11 protein-coding genes are annotated in these 19641 nt (G+C 52.6%); 4 read left to right on the top strand and 7 right to left on the bottom strand.

The features are described from left to right. The 5 genes from KOI40_RS17905 to KOI40_RS17885 form a co-directional block, all read right to left on the bottom strand. Positions 1-3442 (bottom strand): VCBS domain-containing protein (locus KOI40_RS17905; RefSeq protein ID WP_216098922.1); only part of this gene is annotated, 3442 nt, incomplete at its 3' end. A gap of 11 nt (positions 3443-3453) precedes the next feature. Then, positions 3454-4017 carry a retention module-containing protein gene (locus KOI40_RS17900; protein ID WP_216098921.1) on the bottom strand — a complete coding sequence of 188 codons (564 nt, stop codon included), beginning with the start codon at positions 4015-4017 and terminating at the stop codon, positions 3454-3456. A 91-nt stretch (positions 4018-4108) separates the two neighbouring features. After that, the gene (locus KOI40_RS17895; protein ID WP_216098920.1) at positions 4109-5392 is read right to left on the bottom strand and encodes a TolC family outer membrane protein; all 1284 of its coding nucleotides are present in this window, start codon (positions 5390-5392) and stop codon (positions 4109-4111) included. 242 nt (positions 5393-5634) lie between these two features. Continuing rightward, the gene (locus KOI40_RS17890; RefSeq protein ID WP_369413204.1) at positions 5635-7029 is read right to left on the bottom strand and encodes an HlyD family type I secretion periplasmic adaptor subunit; all 1395 of its coding nucleotides are present in this window, start codon (positions 7027-7029) and stop codon (positions 5635-5637) included. Next, positions 7019-9193 carry a type I secretion system permease/ATPase gene (locus KOI40_RS17885; protein WP_216098919.1) on the bottom strand — a complete coding sequence of 725 codons (2175 nt, stop codon included), beginning with the start codon at positions 9191-9193 and terminating at the stop codon, positions 7019-7021. Before KOI40_RS17885 ends, KOI40_RS17890 begins: the two co-directional genes overlap by 11 nt. A 153-nt stretch (positions 9194-9346) precedes the next feature. Between KOI40_RS17885 and KOI40_RS17880 the strand changes: the two genes are divergently transcribed. Next, positions 9347-9682 (top strand): hypothetical protein, encoded by a 336-nt coding sequence (locus tag KOI40_RS17880; protein WP_216098918.1) that lies wholly within the window; start codon positions 9347-9349, stop codon positions 9680-9682. Here KOI40_RS17880 and KOI40_RS17875 read toward each other — a convergent pair. Together KOI40_RS17875 and KOI40_RS17870 are read right to left on the bottom strand one after the other, a co-directional pair. Beyond that, positions 9679-9828 carry a hypothetical protein gene (locus KOI40_RS17875; RefSeq protein ID WP_216098917.1) on the bottom strand — a complete coding sequence of 50 codons (150 nt, stop codon included), beginning with the start codon at positions 9826-9828 and terminating at the stop codon, positions 9679-9681. The genes KOI40_RS17880 and KOI40_RS17875 overlap by 4 nt on opposite strands. 163 nt (positions 9829-9991) lie before the next feature. Continuing rightward, positions 9992-12499, bottom strand: a complete 2508-nt coding sequence (locus KOI40_RS17870; protein WP_216098916.1) for an acyl-CoA dehydrogenase — start codon at positions 12497-12499, stop codon at positions 9992-9994. 266 nt (positions 12500-12765) lie between these two features. Between KOI40_RS17870 and KOI40_RS17865 the strand changes: the two genes are divergently transcribed. The 3 genes from KOI40_RS17865 to KOI40_RS17855 are packed head-to-tail and all read left to right on the top strand — an operon-like array spanning position 12766 to position 19555. Further along, the gene (locus KOI40_RS17865; RefSeq protein ID WP_216098915.1) at positions 12766-13566 is read left to right on the top strand and encodes a gamma-glutamylcyclotransferase family protein; all 801 of its coding nucleotides are present in this window, start codon (positions 12766-12768) and stop codon (positions 13564-13566) included. A gap of 48 nt (positions 13567-13614) precedes the next feature. Beyond that, positions 13615-14379: a hypothetical protein gene (locus KOI40_RS17860; protein ID WP_233710375.1), complete on the top strand. Its 765-nt coding sequence runs from the start codon at positions 13615-13617 to the stop codon at positions 14377-14379. Between the two features lie 22 nt (positions 14380-14401). Then, on the top strand, positions 14402-19555 hold the full coding sequence (locus KOI40_RS17855) for a diguanylate cyclase domain-containing protein (RefSeq protein WP_216098914.1): 5154 nt from the start codon (positions 14402-14404) through the stop codon (positions 19553-19555). The last annotated feature ends 86 nt before the right edge of the window (positions 19556-19641 follow it).

Here is a 19641-nt window from a genome sequence, read left to right as displayed (position 1 = left end):
CCGCATCATCATCGCTGATGCTCAGCGTGCCGGTGTCGCTCAGGGTCGGATCATCCGCATCTTCGGTCACCGCACCCACCGCATCGCCACCGATGACCGCACCGTCGTTGGTGCCCGTGATGGTCACAACGATGTCGTGCGCCGTGCCGTCCGCTGACAACACAGTGAAGGTTTCTTCTTTCGTATCACCTTCGCCCAGGTACTGAACGTCGGCATTCGCAACCGTATACGTCCACACGCCCGCACTGGTGATGCTCAAGCTGCCCAGCGCGCCCGCACTCGCGGTGATGCTCGATGGCTCAGTCTGGAAGATCGCCTCGCCCGCATCATCATCGCTGATGCTCAGCGTGCCGGTGTCGCTCAGGGTCGGATCATCCGCATCTTCGGTCACCGCACCCACCGCATCGCCACCGATGACCGCACCGTCGTTGGTGCCCGTGATGGTCACCGTCACGATCTCGGTGTCACTGCCACCTTCTCTGTCGGTCACGGTCACGTCGAAGCTGACGGTGGTTTCTTCACCCGCAGCCAGACTCTGGAAGTCACTGCCGACACTGTAGGTGTATTCACCTGTGGTCGGATTGATGCTCACGCTGCCCTGACCCGCGCCCAGGGTGCTCACGCTGTAGGTGTGCGTATCCCCGGTGTCCACGTCGGTAAAACTCGGCGTACCACTCACGCTGACACCATCTTCTATCGCACTCAGATTACTGACTGTCAGCACTGGGTCGTCGTTCACCGGCGTAATATCCAGGGTCGCGGTGACACCCGTAACCGTGTGAGAACCATCAGTAACGTCATAGCTGAAGACTACTTCAGTGTCGTCGTTCAGCGCGGGAGTGTATGTCCAGGTACCATCGCCATTATCGTCGAGCGTGCCGTTGCCGCTGGTAATTTGCAGGTTTACAGCCTCAAGCCCATCACCATCGACATCATTGGCAGCTGCCAATAATTTGCTTTGATCAATAACATGCGGACCGCTGTCTTCCTCTATAGCCGGTGGTCTTACAGGACTGGCAGTAGGTGGGTTGTCATTTTCATTTGACAATTCAATGGTAAAGGTTGCTTTACTGCTGCTGCCATCGGTTGAGGTTGCAGTAATTTCAATGGTCGGTGTGGAGTCAGTTTCATAATCCAGCTTAGAGCCATCTGCAACGGTTACTACACCCGAAACAGGATCAATAGTGAAAGCACCATTGTAGTTATCACTCAAACTGTAGCTGACCGAATCCGAAGTATCTGGATCGGTTGCCAGCCCCGTAATACGAACCTCGGTACCATTCAAGGCATTTTCATTGACGGCATTATCCGCAGAATCCGAGTCAGTAACGGGTGAAATGCCATCCAAATTTATGGTGTAGCTTTGGCTATCAGTGGCCGAGCCTTGCGCACCATTTTCGCCAAATGCATAGACTACGGCTTCAACGGTAGTATCAGCATCTGCAGTGAGTTCTGAGCCCGGGACATCTACCGAGAAGCTGCCATCACTCGAATTCATCGTGGTTTGATAGTTGATGCCATTAACCGTGACAATCACGATACCGGTGCTCAAACCGTTAGCGTTGACAGTCCCAGTCAGAGTGATGGTACTGCTTTCTTCCGCCGCACTGATGATGTTGTCATCAGTAACGGGATCCAGAGTGATGCCAACATTGGTATTGTCGACGCCGTCATTATCAAAGATACGCAAAGTACCCTGACTATCCACCAGGACAGCACCCGATGGATTCGACAGATTAACCAGGGCCATTTCCGGATTGGGATTGCTCTCGACAATCAGATCATCAATGATGGGAACCGAAATTGTCGCTGTGGTTTCACCTGGAGCAAAGGTAACAGTGCCTGATGTAGCAATGTAGTCTTCACCGGCTTTCGCAGCGAGATCAGCCGTGCTGAAATCGACAGTGACCGGAGAGTTTGAAGGCTCGCTGAGCGTCAGAGTAAAAACTGCATCACCCTGCCCTTCAATCGCGTAGACAAAGTCGATATTGATACGAGGAAGGTTTGATCCATCGCTGTCGTTATCGGTGATAGCAAATTGAAGTTGCTCGTCATAGACGTTATCACCCGAAACAACCGCATCGAAATATTCAGTACTTTCAATTTTTGCATCATCAAAGATGGGAACACGGATCTCAACAGCGTTGTTTCCCGCCTCCATAACGAAGCTGAAAATTGGACGGGGAACACCAAACTCATCGTACTCGATGCTGGTCTGCTCCATCACCTGCCAGGTCACGCCACCATCGTTAGAATATTCAATGGGTACGAGGTAGTCATCCCCGTACTCTGCAATTTGGTAGCCCAGCGCGGCACTCAGGTTCTCACTGGTAAAGTTGATATTGAGGATTGAGTCGGTATCAAAAGTGAGTTCACTCTTTAGAGTAAACTGATTGAATCCGTCCCCTTCATTGACATCATCGATATCTGCGGACAGATGAGACTTGTAGCTATCCTGAGTGGATGAAGTTACTTCTTTAATTGCCGTCCAGTCTTCCACTCTGTAATCGAGGGTCAGACCTTCCAAATCGTACTGATCAAAGCCTTCTTTCAAAACGATGGCATAGTTACCGTTGCCACGATCTTCAAGAGTGCCTATATCCTGGTAGGCTGCACTTAGCTGTACGTTCTTTACCACCAGGTTTTGTGTAATTACCTGCTGGCCTACAGCCCCTGCGAGGAGATCGCCGGTATTGAACGTGATTTCACCATCCAATTCACTGTAGTTGTAACGCACCGTCCCGCCTGGGACATTAATACTATCGGCCAGTCGCTCATCTGTAGATTCCGGAGCACGGTCACCGGCCAACTGCTGTATGACATCAGCCACATGCTCCATGGCCTGACTTTCAAAGACATTCTCGCCCTGTCCGCTGGAATCCAGCTCACTCTCGCGGGTGAACTCAATCCCGAGCGATGAAAGAACCAGGGACAACATTTCCTTACCAGCGGTTGCCAGATTCAGCGGCTCACCGGTCGTCGGATCGATGTAACCGGTCAGTGCATCGCGAACTGCCTGAGCAATATTGATGTTGGTCGCATAGCTATCGCTGGTATTTTGCAGATCATCAGTCTGCAAAATACCGTCATTGGGTGTGCTATCTTGCAGATCATCGTCCAGGGCCTGCAGGAAAATGGCCATATTTTCGAGATAGTTGGTATTGCTGTCTGAAAGTTCAGTCCCAACAATGTCCTGCAGAAACAACAAGCCATTTTCAATGACATCAGCACTGAATTGGGCAACGGTTACATCGCCAACAGAAAAAGTAACTGTGTCACCAGTGCGATAAGCAAAGGAACCTGGATTCCCCTGATCACCCGTTAATCCTGTAAGACCTGAAGAGGTGGTATAAGTCACACCATTAACAAAAGTATCAATCAGGTTAGCGACCAAATAATCTGGAGCTTCAGGTTGTTGACCACCAGAGTCTGAGTCCCCCAAAGTAAACTGACCTACTTGGGGACGATCAACTCCTGTCGTTTGCTGGATGCCCAGAGCTTCTGTTTCAAAGCCACTGGTCGGCGTGACCCGATCACCGTTGTAGGTGATGCGAATGCCCCCTCAATTGCGCTGTCTGTAGACGCTACGTTATTTTCACCTGCGGCGGGTTTAGGCAGTAATTCTTCAAGAGACTGCCCGTCTTCCAGAGCTTGTGCCAATCGATCAAAATCAACAGCCTCATCAATACTGTCTTTTTCCCCGGCGCTATCGAGAAGAGCGATCAGACGCTGATCAATGGTGAGTGCCTGATCATGACCAAGAGTGACCACAGCACCATTATTAAATGTAAGAACCAAAGCGCTTCCCGAGCCTGTCAGCACGGTTTCGTTCAAACTAATCCACTGCCCTTCCTGGAGGGACTGGGTCTGCTGAGAAGAGCGGGCAGAAACATCCCCCTGGATGGCCGTAACGCGTGCAACACCTGACTGCACAGCCTGATTTTCGTCAGCTGACCAGTGTTCACTCCGGGTAGTATCGCGAGTTTCTGTATTTTCCGTCATATGCTCATCTGCCATAAGTGTTAACGCTCTTCATTTACGCTTTTACACACAAAAGGGCCCAAAAGAACCCCAGAGTTTTGCTTGGTTTACAACGGTCAGAGCCTGCTTACGCCCCGCCTATATCTTTAAGTAATTGGCCCATTGAATTCAGAACCCGATACTGAGAGAAAACACCGTCGTAGTTTGCATTGATCAAGGCTCTTTTCGATTCAATCACTTCATTTTCGGTATTGAGCAAATCCAGTAATGTCCGCTTGCCGATATTGAATTGCTTTTGATAAGCCTCGCGAGTATCTGTAGCTGCTTTCACATGCATTTCCAGATAGGGCATCTGACCTTGAATGGTTTGAAAGGCAGTCCAGGACAGACGCAGACTTTCGATCACTTGTCGGTGGGTGTTGTTGCGGATATCCCTGGCCTGCTCCAGTAAATATGCGGTACTTTTCCGGCGAGCCTTATCTGCGCCACCGTTGTAGAGGTTGTAAGTCATACGTAACGCCACAACGGTGTCTTCGTTATCACCTTCGATACCGTCTACATCTTCATCCCAGCGCTGATCGGCTTCCAGCTGCAATCGCGGCCAGTAATTGCTCTCTGTAGCCTGATATTGGGCTTCAGCAGATTCCACATCAGCAGTGGCAGAAAGAAGAGTTGGGTGCTGCTCAACAGCTGTCTTCTCGGCATCTTGAATCAATGAAGGTAACACCTGGTTGACGGTTGGCATTTTCAGCTCATCAAGATTCGGATAGATACTGGTGACTCGATAGAAATTCGTTTTCGCATCCAGAAGATTACTTTGCGCGGTAATCATATTGCTCTGGGCTAACGCCAGACGGGCAGTAATCTGGTCCAGATCGGCCTTGCTGCCCACACCGGACTTATTCCGCAAAACCATCTGATCATGAATATTTTGATGCTCTTGCAAGGTTTCGCGAGCAAGATCCAGCAGTTGACTCTGGCGTAGCAAATTAAGGTAAACCTCAGCCACTCTGAGGGCTGTATTCTCTTCAACTTCAACCGCCTTGTAACTGGCACTGGATTGACGGGCTTCTTGACGGTTGACCTCTTCACTGGTGGCAAAGCCATCAAACAGCATCTGGCGAACAGAAGCGGACGCCTCGTGCCGGGTCAACGAGACCTCTTCATCACCGGTCGAGGGCGCTTCAACGGTTTGACGACCAATTCCGGCCGCGAGGTCAACCGTGGGCAAATAACCGGCTTTTGCCTCACGAACTTCTTCACCGCGAGATTGGACAACATGATGAGCAGCCAGAACCTCTGGATGTGTTTCCAGGGTGTGCTGCACGGTCTCTTTTAACGTTAGGGCGCTGGCATAGGGCGTCATATTGACCAACACCAGACCAACCCACAAAATCTGTAGCGTTCTCATATTTGGAATGAATCCCTTCTCATAGAAAGTGTGACACAGTTCACAAATAAGAATTTTACAGACAATAATCTATTTAAAGAACATCTTTTTAATCACTTAAACGCATTAATCGTTTAAAAATGCGACAATTCAGTCACAAAAAATACAAAAAATACGTTTGGCTGGGAGAAAAATAGGGAAAAGTGATTGGCACCGCTCAAATGCAAGCTCAAAGAGGAGATGGCGTCATTTTTTTGACAACCTTATCTCTCTCTGAGCGCCAACTGCTTGGTTTTGAGGATGGGCTTTAACAGGTAGTCCAGTACGGTCTTTTTACCCGTTAGGATATCGACACTGGCTGTCATGCCAGCAATGATAGGCAGCGGTTGGGATTCACTGCCCAGAAAGGCGCGATCGGTCTCAATACGCACCAGATAAAAGCTTTCGTCCTTGTCATTCACGATAGTGTCCGGACTGATGAGTACGACCTTTCCGTCGAGACCGCCGTGAATCGAGAAATCATAAGCGGTAAATTTCACCTTGGCCTGCTGCCCCGGATGCAGGAAGGCAATATCCGACGGGCGAACCTTGGCCTCAACCAGCAGCTTGTCATCGGTGGGCACAATTTCGACAATATCCATACCCGGCTGAATCACCCCACCGATGGTTTTAAGCAACAGCTGTTTAACCGTCCCTGATACAGGCGAGGTAACCAGCGTGCGCTGAACCCTGTCTTCCAGTGCATCACTGGTTTCAAGCAGGCGGGACAATTCCGATTGGGCCTCACTCATTTCAGTGTAGGCCTCGGTTTGAAACGCCAGATCGGCATTACTGAGCTTCTGCTTCGCCTCTTTCAGACTGGACTCGGCACGGGGTAATGCCAGCTCCGCACCTTGCAGCTCACCTTCCAGATCATTTACCTGACGCTCCAGACGCAACAGCTCAACCTTTGAAATTGCCCCTTCTGCCGCCAGCGGCGCCGTCATTGCCAGCTCACTTTTGAGTAATTCAAGGCTGCGACTTAAGTGATCCCGCTTCGCACTGAGCTCGGACAACTCCTGCTTCTTCTGCTCAACCTGCTCCTGCAGAACCTGAATACGGCTTTCCAGTTCACGGCTGCGGGACTCATGAATGGCCAGTTGCTCATACAGATATGGCGGTGCGATGTCCGGATAGCCATCGACACCAAAGGTCTCTCCTTCAGCTTCGGCTTTCAGACGCACCACCTTGGCTTTAAGCTGCATCACGGTGACATCAGCTTCCCGCAGTGACGAGGAAAACTGGGTATCATCAATGCGCAGCAAGGGTTCACCACGCTGAACCATCTGTCCTTCATGGACATACAGCTCAGCCAGAATCCCGCCTTCCAGATTTTGTACCACCTGAACATTACTCGAAGGAATAACCTTACCCTCGCCCCGGGTAAACTCATCCACATTGGCAAATGCAGCCCACAGCAGCATGACCAAAAAAAACGCTGCAATAGCCCACAATAACTGCTGCCCACCACGGGGGGAGCGCTCCATAACGGCACCAGCGGCTGAGGACATATAACTGATTTCCTCAACATCCGCTTTTGATTCAGCTTCAAACCACTGTTTCCACAGGGGCTTGCCTTGCCACTCCTGTTTAAGCGCTTCTTTAAGGTTATGTAACACGGAGCTGCCCTTTTCGTAATGCTTCCAGAACCTGCTCTTTCGGACCGTCTGCGATCAGCTTGCCGCTGTCGAGAACAAGAACCCGATCAACCAAAGACAGTAAAGCGGTTTTGTGGGTCACCAGAATCAATGTTTTACCTTCGGTAACTGCGGCCAGTTTCTCTTTGAGCCGTACCTCACTGCTATGATCCATTCCCGTGGTAGGCTCATCCAGCACATACATCGGTGGATCCTTCAACACGGCACGGGCCACTGCGATAGCCTGCCTTTGCCCCCCGGACAGAGCATGCCCTCTCTCTCCCACCGGGCGATTAAAACCCATGGGATGGCTGTTCACAAACTCTGTCACTCCGGCGATGTCTGCAGCGCGAATAATATCGTGATCTTCGACGTGTGGTGCGCCGTAGATGATGTTGTCTTTCACCGAGCCGTAAAACAGAACGGTATCCTGCGGAACACAACCAATATTCTGTCTCAAGTCGGCTGGATCAATTTGTTTGATATCGACATTGTCCACCAACACGGAACCTTCCTGAGCCTGGTAGAGCCCCAACATCAATTTTTGCAAGGTAGTTTTGCCGGATCCGATACGGCCAATAATCCCAACCCGCTCACCCGCCTTGATCTCAAACGAAATACCATCCAGCGAAGCAATCTCTTCGTCGGGATAGGAAAAACGCACCTTATCAAACCGAACACTGCCCTCCAGCTGAGGGCGCTGAATAAATGACTGCTCTTCTTCCCGCTCCTGCGACTTGGCGATCACCTGCTCCAGCCCCTGATAGGCCGTCACCGTTTGATGATAATTTACCAACAAACCGGCCACCTGCCCCATTGGCGAGAGCGCGCGGGAAGTCAGCATGACTGAAGCAATCAAAGCCCCCATGGTCAGTTCGCGCTCGGCAATCAGATAAACGCCAATCACCACCACAGCCACAGAAGTAAACTGAATAATTCCCGACGACACCGTTGCCGAGGAACTGGACAAAACCCGCATCCTTTGTCCCCAGCGGGCAAGATGGCCAACTGACGCTTCCCAGGTCCCCTGAATTCGCCCTTCGGCACCAAGAATTTTCACGGTTTCCAGACTGGAGAGTGTCTCGACCAGCGTTCCGTTCTTCTGGGCACCCGCCTGGTAGGTCTGCTCCACGGCATAACGCAGAGGCCTCTGGATATACAGTGCGTAACCAATAATCAAAGGAATCGCAGCCAAAGGTGCCAGTACAATTGGCCCGCCAATATAAGCCACCACCAGCAGGAACAGGATCACGAAGGGCAAGTCAACAAACGTGGTTACGGTGGTTGAAGTGATAAAGTTGCGAACGGTTTCGAACTCCCGCAACTGACTGGCAAAAGCCCCAACGGACTGGGCTTTCTCAGACATCCTGGCACCAAGCACCCGCTCCAGAATATAACTGGACAACAGGATGTCAGACTTTTTTCCGGCCACTTCGAGAAAATAGGTGCGCAGACTTTTCAATAACAGATCAAACCCGTAGACAATCGCCACACCGATTGCCAGTACCCACAGAGTTTCCAGAGCATTATTGGGAACAACCCGATCGTAAACATTCATCACGAACAGGGGATTGGCAAGTGCAAAGATATTGATCAACAGAGAGGCCAGCAGCACATCCCGATAGATCCGCCAGGAACCGGCGATCACACTCCAGAACCAGTGTCCCTGACGGCGGGGCTTGATATTCTGGGTGCGGCTATCAAACCGAAAAGTCGGTTTGGCGAAAATACAGTAACCTGAGTAATAGCCTTCGAGCTCGTCAAGGTCGATACGCTGCTCACCATCGGTCTCAAGATCCAGAACCAATGCCTGCCTGGTCTTGGTATCCACCTTCACCAACACAACCGCCTGATCATCTTTCAGCAGCAGCACGACCGGACACACCAGAGAGCTGATCGCGGATAACTCTCGCTTAACAACCTGTGCCTTCAAGCCCGCACGCCCCGCCGCCCGAACAAATAACTCCGGGGTCAGACGCTCTTTAACCAACGGCAAACCTGCGGTGACAGAAGCCCGGGAGCAAGGCCTGTGTTCCAGACGAGCCAGCTGCATCAAGCAGGTCAGCAACGGATCAAATACCCCTTCAGTGGCGTCCGCGGGCGAAGTGCGGTCCTTAAACAAATCAGATGGGCCTTGAACAGTCATAAAAATTCACTGATGATTAATAGTCGATGCATTGTAAACGAAAGTGTCTGATCTTGTAGCTATGTTGCATCATACTGATTTGAACGGCAAAGTTATAAAATATTCATCCACCCTACTCTATAGCAAGAAAGCCTTGCAACCGCAGGATTCACCATGCCCTATGCCATTCGTAACTCCAAAGGCCATATCATTGCCCTGCTCAACGAGCCTGCTGTCGGTGCTGATGAATTCGTTTCAGCCGACCATCCGGATGTGGGCGCTTTTTTGAATCATGACGAGGATCTCGACCCCAAGTTTGCACTGGCCGAGTCAGATAAGGAAATTGCACGGGTTACTGAGGATTTGATTCACTTGCTGGTGGCAAAGAATGTGATTCTCTTTACCGAGCTTCCCGATCCGGTACAGCGGAAATTACTCAACCGGGAAAAACTGCGCTCTTCCCTACATGGCGCCATTGATAACTTCCTGGATGAAGACGAATATTTCTAGCCCCCCTGTCCTTGGCAAACTCGCGTCGAGTAATACTCTTCGCTGACAATCTCGTGATGTACCACAACGTCAGTCAGTACAGTCGTTTGATCAATCAGGTCGGGAAAGACTTTTTCATATTCGGACTCAAGAACAATGACAAGCAATCCCGACTCTCCTCAAGCATGAACTTCTGCATGGAGTTAATCACCAGAACTTTCAGTGATCCGGCATTTGCCCCGGTTTTATCAGGGGGGACGACATGCATCAAGGCAAAGCCAAACTGAACACTAGTTGCATACATGGCCAACGGAAGCACTAAGCACAGTATTACTCGTGTCTGGCCGGGCGCTCAACCACTCTGCGCTTGCCTTTGGCACATTCCGCCAGCGCCTGTAAGCCATCCCCATCGAATGCGTCGACACGAATCACGTCGTACAACGCCGTCAGAGCTTCCAGCAGAGGTTCACGCTCTTCTTCTGTTATTACGTTTTCAGAATACGCCCAATCCACCAATTCCTTACGCTGATGCCCCATTAACAAATCGATACCACTCAATTCATCGGCATTTCGCTGGCGCATGGCATCGTGCAGACGCTCACGCAATTCACGGGTTTCATTGGCAAGCTTGTACGCGTTCAGGACACGACCCAATGGATCTTCCGGATCGGTGTTGATGTAACAGCCGCGGGCAATGCGTTGGCGCAGCGGGGTATCGTTAACAATACTGGCCGCCACTTCGGCCCCCAGGCGATCATCAGGGCCATTAAGACCGGTGGCCCCCAGTGGAAACACCAGCAATCGAAGAGGCCAGCGTAACGCCTTAACCGGGAAGTTGATGATCAATTGGCGCATGGAAGCCTGCAGATCCCGCAGGCACATTTTCAGGCACCACTCCACCACCGGGCGCTGATCTTCGGCATAATCCTCTTCGTGCCATTGCTTGATCACTGCCGTGGCGTAATACAGCTGGACAAGACAATCCGCCATTCGTCCGGATAAACGCTGACGCGCTTTAAGACCACCCCCAATACTCAACAACGTCACATCGGTCATCATGGAGAAAGCCGCCGAAAAACGTGCGAGCTGGCGATAGTATGGTTTTATGTCTCCCAAATCGGGAACGGGCTCCAGGTACCCTTTCGTCACGCCCAGAACAAAAGCGCGCAGACCATTGCGGGTGGTGTAAGCCAGATGACGGTAGAACACCTCATCAAAACTGCTCACTGCAGCAGACTCATCATCCATTCCCGCCGCTTCAATTTCTTTAACGATAAACGGATGGCAGCGAATTGCCCCCTGCCCAAAGATCATCAGGCTGCGGGTGAGAATATTGGCCCCTTCCACCGTGATGCCAATGGGCACGGCCTGATACCCCCGTGCGAGAAAGTTGCGCGGGCCAGTGATGACTCCACGTCCGGCGACTACATCCATGGCGTGATTAATGACTTCCCGCATCAGATCGGTGTTACGGTACTTGAGTACCGCTGACGGCACAGACGGTCGGACGCCGCGATCCAGCATTCCGGCAGTCAGCAGGCGCGCTGCATCCATCATGTAGGTGTAACCGGCAACCGGCTCGAGAGCTTCCTGCACGCCTTCAAACTGGCTGATGGTACGACCAAACTGTTCGCGCACCAAGGCATAGGATCCAGTTGCCAGACTGGCAACCTTGCCAGCTCCTGTTCCCAGTGCCGGCAGAGAAATTGAACGGCCTATGGACAGGCATTCCAGCAACATGGTCCAGCCTTTGCCCAACATCTCCTGCCCACCGATCACCTGACTCATCGGGATAAAGACATCGGTTCCCCAGGTCGGACCATTCATAAAGACCGTATTCATGGGCAGATGACGGGCTCCGGCATTCACTCCGTCCAGATCCCGTGGCAGCAGAACACAGGTCACACCGACATCACCGTCATCCCCTCCGAGAAAGCCCGCCGGGTCATACACCTTGATGGCAAGCCCAATCAGAGTCGCAACTGGCGCCAGAGTGATATAGCGCTTGTTCCAGGTCACTTTCAGGCCCAGAACCTCCTCCCCTTGCCACTGCCCTTTGCAGACGATGCCTTTGTCCGGAATGGCACCAGCATCGGAACCCGCCATAGGGGAAGTCAGAGCAAAACAGGGAATCTCTTCACCACTGGCCAGGCGAGGTAAATAATGCTGTTTCTGTTCGTCTGTGCCGTAGTGCATCAACAGCTCGCCTGGCCCCAGAGAGTTGGGCACCATGACCGTGACGGCCCCCGACACACTGCGGGTGGAGAGTTTCATCACGATCTCTGAGTGGGCCGTGTTGGAAAACCCTTTGCCGCCCTGCTCTTTGGGAATCACCAAGCCAAAAAAGCCATTGTCCCGAATGAATTGCCAAACTTCCTCGGGCAAATCGAAATGTTCATGAGTAATTGCCCAGTCATCGAGCATGCTACACAGGGTTTCTACCGGACCATCGAGGAACTCCTGCTCTTCCGGACTGAGGGTTGCCGGTTTTGCATCCAATAGTTTGTTCCATTGCGGCTGTCCGGAAAACAGCTCTCCGTCCCACTCGACAGTGCCGGATTTCAGGGCTTCTGCCTCTGTATCTGACAACGTCGGCAATCGTCCTCGCACCCAACCCAACAAAGGGCGGCTGAGCTTATCTTTCCGCAACTCACCTGGGAGCACCAAGATAAGCCCCAGAGCCAGCAAAACACCCCCAAACACAATACTTAGAATATGGAATCCATCCAGAACCAGACCGAATACGGTGGCGATCACCAGCACCAATGCTGCGGTTGAGCCTCCCACCCCCAGATACAACAGCACCAGGGCACTGAACAGCAATAAAAGGACACTCATGTAAAACCTCCGCAGCAGCTTGGATTTATCGACAAATCCCCCTAAACATCGACCATAGGTCACGGAGTTGCAAGTTTTGACCGAGAGAGAGCACGGTATATTTGACGCAGAAAGCACCGTATAAAAAGAGATAGGAGCTTGCTGCCATCGAAATATTGATTTCAGCCATGATCCCTGTATTGTTATAGCAATTTTGGCGTCAGTACTCAGAAGTCACCAATAGAGTGTGATACGGGCTGACACTGGGAAGGGTGCTTGATAACAGAATGTTTCGCTATTTCGGCTTTGGCTCCAACTTGAACATGACGTCACTGCGAGCCAAGGGGGTCATTCCCCTGTCTGCTCGTCGTGCGGCCCTGTACGGTTGGCGCTTGCGCTTTAATGTTCAGCATTTCTTTCGCCATGAAGGTGGGGTCTGCAACATCGAGCCCAGCGACAATCCCGCCGATCGTGTGCTGGGCATCCTCTACGACTGCCCCGATGAGGCATTGGCCCCTTTGGATGCTGCTGAGGCCTGTGGTCACGGTTATGATCGCATCACGATCGAGGTAGAAACTGAAACCGATGCCGCACCAGTGAGTGCAATGACTTACATCGGCATTCCGGAATTTATCGACAACCGGTGCCTGCCCAGTCGCCGCTATCTGAATATCGTTGTCGAGGGTGCTCGCAGTGCCGGACTCGACAACAGCTATATTGAAGATCTGGCAAGCCAGCCCCTGCATCAGCCGGCGGTTTACCCGACCTTCTGCCCCCCACCCGGCGACTACCCTGTATTTAATGCCAACGATCTGGCCCAACACCCTTTATACACCTCATTATGGGGATCGGTTTTTGATATGACAGAGGCACGCTCTCTGCATACTTTTCTGAAAGGGTTCTTCGGTGGACAGGATATGACCCTGTTTCATCTTAAGCGCCTGGACAGCAGTACCAGCAATGAATCCATGGAAGACATCAGGCAGGGACGCCTTAACAAGGCCCAGCGGGAATATCTCAATGCGTATCTCAATGAGTATGCCAGAGAGTACCGCTACGCTGGCCAGTTCAGTTATGACGAGAACTGAACAGCAAGAAAACACATCAACAACAGCACAAACTTGACGAGTGTAACGATGGAACCGTTTTCCCCGACCCTGATGCCCGCGGCACTGCCCCACGGAACTATTGAAGAAGTCTTTGACGATGTATTTTTCGTCAGTGGCGCCATGGAAACCGTCCTTATGGATACGGACTGGCAATTCAGCCGCAACATGACCATCGTCCGCGAAGGTGAGCGTCTGGTACTGATCAACAGTGTGCGCCTGAGCGACGAAGGCCTGACGGAGTTGAACAAGCTCGGGCAGGTCACTGATGTGATCAGACTTGGAGCGCTTCACGGTCGGGATGATGAATTTTATGTTCGCCATTATGACGCCCAATACTGGGTCATGCCCGGCATGGAAAGTGAACAGTGCGATCATGGCACGGAGCAAAATCAAACCATTCCCCCAATTTCCGGTCGCCCACTTACCCAGGAAGGTCCGCTCCCTCTCGCGGATGCCACATTGTTTCAGTTCACCACTACCCAGCTCCCAGAGGGCATTCTGCGACTTGAGCGAGCCGGCGGTATTGTCATCGCCTGCGATGCCTTGCAGAACTGGCTGGCACCGGATGAGTATTTCTCTGACGCCTCTCGATCCATGATGCAGGAAATGGGTTTTTTCACAGCAGCGAATCTCGGGCCGGTCTGGCTTCAGGCAGCCACGCCTGCCGCTGACGACTTTGCCCGTCTGAAACAACTTTCGTTCAAGCACGCCCTGTGTGGTCACGGCTCTCCCTTGCGTGACACGGCGCATGAAGCCTACTGCAGTACCTTCAACCGACTCTTCAACGTCTGATCCTGCGGCACGGAGAAGCTCAGTGGCGGAGGAACTGCAATTACCCGGCTATGAAGTCGGTTCGGTATTACGTCGACACAACGGTCACGTCATTTACCGTGCCCGTCGATTGGCCGACAACGTCTCCGTGGAGCTGGAAACGGTCGAATCCGAGTACCCGGACCGCCAGCAAATTGCGCGAATTCGTCGAGAAAGTGAGATCACTCATCGCCTGTCGGGCATTGAGGGTGTTCGCAGAGTTTTTGATGTAATTCCTCACGGCAGCGGCAATCTGGCCCTGGTCGCCGAACTGTCTGAAAACACCCTTCGGGCACATCTCAACCGGACGATTGAAAATCAGCACGGAGAAAACGGCCTGCCTCTGGCTGACGCACTGGATATCATTCTGCGACTCACCCGAATCCTTGGGCAGATACACTCTCGGGATCTCGTCCACAAAGCCCTGACGCCTGAACATGTTTTTTTCAATCCCGCCACAGGCGCTATAGCCCTTGCTGGATTTGGCATTGCATCCGAACTGGATCAGGAGCGTCAGGCAGTGCAGATGTCACATCGTCTCGAAGGACCACTGCCCTATTTGTCACCAGAACAAACCGGCCGCATGAACCGGGATCTGGATTATCGCTCCGATTATTATTCGCTGGGTATTTTGTTGTTCGAACTGCTCACAGGCGAGAGACCATTTAAGGCGGATAATCTGCTGGAATGGGTGCACGTTCACATCAGTCGTCTGCCGCCTGCCCCGCATGACATTGCAGCCCATGTGCCGGAAGCCCTTTCGGCCATCGTCCTCAAACTGCTGGCCAAGAGTCCTGAAGCTCGCTATCAAAGCGCTGAAGGGCTGATACACGATCTGGAACACTGTGCCGATCTGCTGACGACAGAGCAGAACATTGCCCCCTTTGAATTGGGTCAGCACGACAGGGTACAGAAATTTCTGATCCCGCAAGAACTCTATGGCCGCGAAAACGAATTGCAGACACTGCTGGCTCTGTTTGAAGCTGCAGTCAGTGGCCGCAATGAATTTTGTCTGGTGCACGGTTACTCAGGTGTGGGCAAATCCGCGCTGGTGAATGAGATCGACCAACCTCTGGTTCGAGAACGTGGATTTTTGGTACAGGGCAAATTTGACCAGTTCCATCAGGGAGAAGCCTACACCCCTCTCGCGACGGCGTTCCGTGGTCTGGTGCAACAGATCCTGGCGGAGCCTGAAGACGCTCTGCAAAATTGGCAGCAACGCTTACTGGAAGCTTTGTCACCCAACGCTCATCTGGTCATGGAGTTAGTCCCCGAACTGGAATTGATCATTGGCCCACAGCCAGCCGTTGTAGAACTGCCCCCCGCTGAAGCCCGCAACCGCCTGCATATTGTATTGACAAACTTTTTGCGCGTCTTTGCAGACGAAGGGCACCCCGTCGTACTGTTTCTCGACGATTTGCAGTGGAGCGATGCACCAACGCTGGAATTATTGCGCCGCTTTGTGACTTCCCACGATCTGAGTCATCTGCTGTTGATTGGCGCTTATCGGAGCAACGAAGTCGGCGTGGGGCACCCGCTGCGCCTTCTGCTCGACGATCTACAATCGCAAAAGCCAATTCATCAACTGCCCATTGGCCCTTTGGATCAGGACTCAGTAGCCCGTCTGGTGGCCGATGCCCTCTACCGTGAAGTGAACGAGACACGTCCGCTAAGCGACTTGCTGTACAACAAGGCTCAGGGCAATCCTTTTTTTACCAATGAACTCTTGCGTGAACTGCACAAGCAGAACTCGATTTCCTACGACCCCAACGCCGGTCACTGGAACTGGACGCTGGATGCTCCACGCTGGTCTGAAGTCAGCAGTGATGTCGTAGAATTCATGCTGGATAATCTGCGACGACTGCAGCCAGAAACACAACAGGCCTTGCAATTGGCTGCCTGTATTGGCGGAACCTTTGATCTGCAAACCCTGGCAATCATTTATCAAAAGTCCACTGCAGAAACCGCTGCGGCACTGCTGCCAGCACTCAAGCAGCACACCGTTCTGCCCCTGCATAATGATTATCGTCTGGTCAGCAGTAATCTGGAATCAGACTCGCGTAACGGTAAACACGCACAAACAACGCCACTCAACCCCAGCTATCGTTTTCAGCATGACCGCGTGCATCAGGCCGCCTACGCTCTTATTGAAGTGAAACAACAGCAGCAAGTGCACTATTCTGTAGGACGCTTAATGCTGGAGCATGCCAGTGTTCACGACACAACAAATGGTTCGGCTGCAGCCGCAGTTCCTGCAGACCGCCTTATCGATATTGTCGGCCACCTGAACGAAGGTCGCTCTTTGATCAAGTCCGACCCGGAAAGGTTGCAGCTGGCCGAACTGAATGTGCGCGCCGGAGAGCGGGCAAAACATTCCGCCGCATACGAAGCTGCTTTGTCTTATCTCCGGATAGCGACCGAACTGCTTCCCGCAGATCCCTGGCAACAGGTTCCAGACTTGATGCGAGCACTGGCCGCTGAAATCCAGCAGTGTACTTACCTGACCGGTCACACAGCAGAGGCGGAACAGTGGATCGAACTGATGTTGCAGCACGCAAAATCGGATCTGGAACGCGGGGATATCCTTGCCATCCGTACGCGCCAATATGCCACTCTCGGGCGCATGAAAGACTCCATTCTCTCTGCCATTCAAGGCCTTAACCTACTCGGAATAGAATTTACCGACCAACCGACACAGGCGGATATTACTGAAGAGCGACGAAGAATCCTCGAGAATCTGGGCGAACGCAAGATCGAGGATCTCGTTAATGCTCCACTGGTGGAAGATAAAGCAACCCTGATAGCCATGCGACTTTTGATGGAGATTTTTGCCGCAGCCTTCCTCTCTGGCAGCGGCAATCTGTTTGCCTATCTGGTACTGAAGTCTGCCAATCTATCCCTACGTCACGGCAACAGCCCGGAATCCGCCTTCGCCTACGCCAGTTACGGTATGCTGCTGTGCGGTGAACTGGATGAGCCTGCCCTCGGTTATCAATACGGCAAAGTCGGACTGGCCATTAACGAGCGCCTGGACGACCTGACTTTGCGGGCACGTGTGATTTACGTGTACGCCATGTTCGTACATCACTGGAGCAACCACTGGTCGAGCCTGACTCCCTGGTTCCGCAAAGGCATCGAAGCCGGTTACCAGACGGGAGATCTGCTCTACCTGGCATACAGCGCACAGGACTGTGTGATTTGGGATCCGACACTGGAACTCGATACCGCCGAGCAACAACATGCCGAGCTGCTGGAGATTGTCCGCGAGTGCGCTTATCAGGACTCTCTGGATTCAGGCACCCTGTTCTTGCAGCAGCAACGCAATCTTTTGGGGCTGACCGAATCCCAAAGCTCGCTCAGTGATAGCAGCTTTGACGAACAACAGTGCCTTGAGGGCATGCGCCAGCGTCAGTTTATGACGGGCATTGCCAACTACCATATCTACCACGCCGAACTAAACCTGCTCTATGGTGATGAAGAGCGAGCCCTTGAGCATGTCCGGGCACAGGACAAACTGATCAAGTCAGCCATGTCCCTCCCCCAACTGGTCCGCTTTTACATCATCGCCTGCCTGACCTTGTCCAGTCGTTACCCCCATATGGAGGAACAGGAACAAGCCGAGACCTTACAGCGACTGCAACAGGATCTGGCACGAATGACCCGCTGGGCGGATAACTGCGAGGAAAACTTCCGTCATCTTCAATATCTGATGCAGGCTGAGCTGGCCAGACTGGCTGGCGATAAAATGGCCGCACTGGATTATTACGACGCCGCTATCGAAACCGCACAGAAACACCGTTTTCTTCGCGACGAAGCCACGGCCTGTGAACGGGCTGCGCGACACCTGCTGGCTTGCGGACGGCGACGCTCGGCTGAGGGCTACCTTCGCGGTGCCCACCAACTCTACAGCCGCTGGGGCGCCAAGCGCAAAGCCGCTCTGCTGGAGCAGGAATTTCCAGTATTACATGAACTGGTGCTGGCCACCCCCGAATCCATCAATCAGAGAAGCATGAGCGAACTGGACGTCGCATCCGTAATGAAAGCGTCCCGTGAGATTTCCGGTGAAATCGTGCTCGACAAGTTGTTAAAAACGACACTGAATATCCTGCTTGAAAATGCCGGTGGACAGTGGGGCTGTCTGCTGGCCCGCCGGGACGGACGTCTATTCATTGAAGCCGGTAAACTTCCGGAACAGGGCTTTCAGGCAGATAACCTCCCCAGCCACACCCTGGTACCCACAGTCGATGGCGACAAGGTACCTATGCCAATCACCCTGATCAGTCAGGTCCTTCATGGAAGTCAGGCTGTGGTTCTCCATGATGCGACCAATGACACCCAGTTTGCACAGGACCCTTACGTCAACCGGTGCCAGCCCCGATCCGTATTGTGTGTTCCCATTGGCCGGGAGCATTTTGAAGGCGCCCTGTATATGGAAAACAATCTCACCAGTGGTGTCTTCACCGAGGCTCGTGTTGAGGTTATCCGGCTGCTCACCGCCCAGGCATCCGTTGCCCTGGAGAATGCACGCCTCTATGAACAGGTCCAAGACTATTCACGCACACTGGAGCAAAAGGTCGCCGAGCGAACAGCGCGCCTGCAACAGCTCAATCAGGAACTGAAAGATCTGGCAGAGCACGACGGACTCACGGGAGTCGCCAACCGCCGCCGGGGCGATGCTTACCTGAAACAGATTTGGGGACGGTTACGTCGCGAAAGACAACCACTGTCGGTGGTGATGCTCGATGTAGACCACTTCAAAACGTTCAATGATAACTACGGCCATCAGTCTGGGGACGAATGTTTGATCGAAGTGGCCTCAACGCTAAACACCTACCTGCATCGCCCAGCCGATCTGGTTGCCCGCTACGGCGGTGAAGAATTTATTCTGATACTGCCCAATACCGACGCCCACGGAGCGGCTCAGGTGGCCGAACACGTCCGACAACGAATAGAGGCACTGGCCATCACCCACGACTTCTCATCGACAAGCAATGTGGTAACCATCAGCGCAGGAATCGCCACCACTGTCCCTGACTCCGAAAGGGGTATCGAGAAATTGCTGCGCCAGGCCGATATCGCGTTATATCAGGCTAAACAGATGGGGCGTAACCGGGTTCATAGTGCCGCTCCAGCGATGAGCACCACTGAGTCAACCTGAACCTTCTCGCCAGAATCTTTGCATCAAGCTGCTGTACAGGTAAATCAGGCTCTGGAAACGAAAAAAGCCACCCTGGGGTGGCTTTT

The organism is Pseudomaricurvus albidus, from assembly GCF_018863235.1.
Classification (GTDB): domain Bacteria; phylum Pseudomonadota; class Gammaproteobacteria; order Pseudomonadales; family Cellvibrionaceae; genus Pseudomaricurvus; species Pseudomaricurvus albidus.
Note: the sequence above shows the minus strand (reverse complement) of the source record. Positions and strands in the feature narration are given on the sequence as shown.

Bases quoted from the DNA above. Each gene is read 5' to 3' on its own strand.
- KOI40_RS17900 (WP_216098921.1), bottom strand. From the start codon at position 4,017: ATGGCAGATGAGCATATGACGGAAAATACAGAAACTCGCGATACTACC.
- KOI40_RS17895 (WP_216098920.1), bottom strand. From the start codon at position 5,392: ATGAGAACGCTACAGATTTTGTGGGTTGGTCTGGTGTTGGTCAATATG.
- KOI40_RS17885 (WP_216098919.1), bottom strand. From the start codon at position 9,193: ATGACTGTTCAAGGCCCATCTGATTTGTTTAAGGACCGCACTTCGCCC.
- KOI40_RS17880 (WP_216098918.1), top strand. From the start codon at position 9,347: ATGCCCTATGCCATTCGTAACTCCAAAGGCCATATCATTGCCCTGCTC.
- KOI40_RS17870 (WP_216098916.1), bottom strand. From the start codon at position 12,499: ATGAGTGTCCTTTTATTGCTGTTCAGTGCCCTGGTGCTGTTGTATCTG.
- KOI40_RS17865 (WP_216098915.1), top strand. From the start codon at position 12,766: ATGTTTCGCTATTTCGGCTTTGGCTCCAACTTGAACATGACGTCACTG.
- KOI40_RS17860 (WP_233710375.1), top strand. From the start codon at position 13,615: ATGGAACCGTTTTCCCCGACCCTGATGCCCGCGGCACTGCCCCACGGA.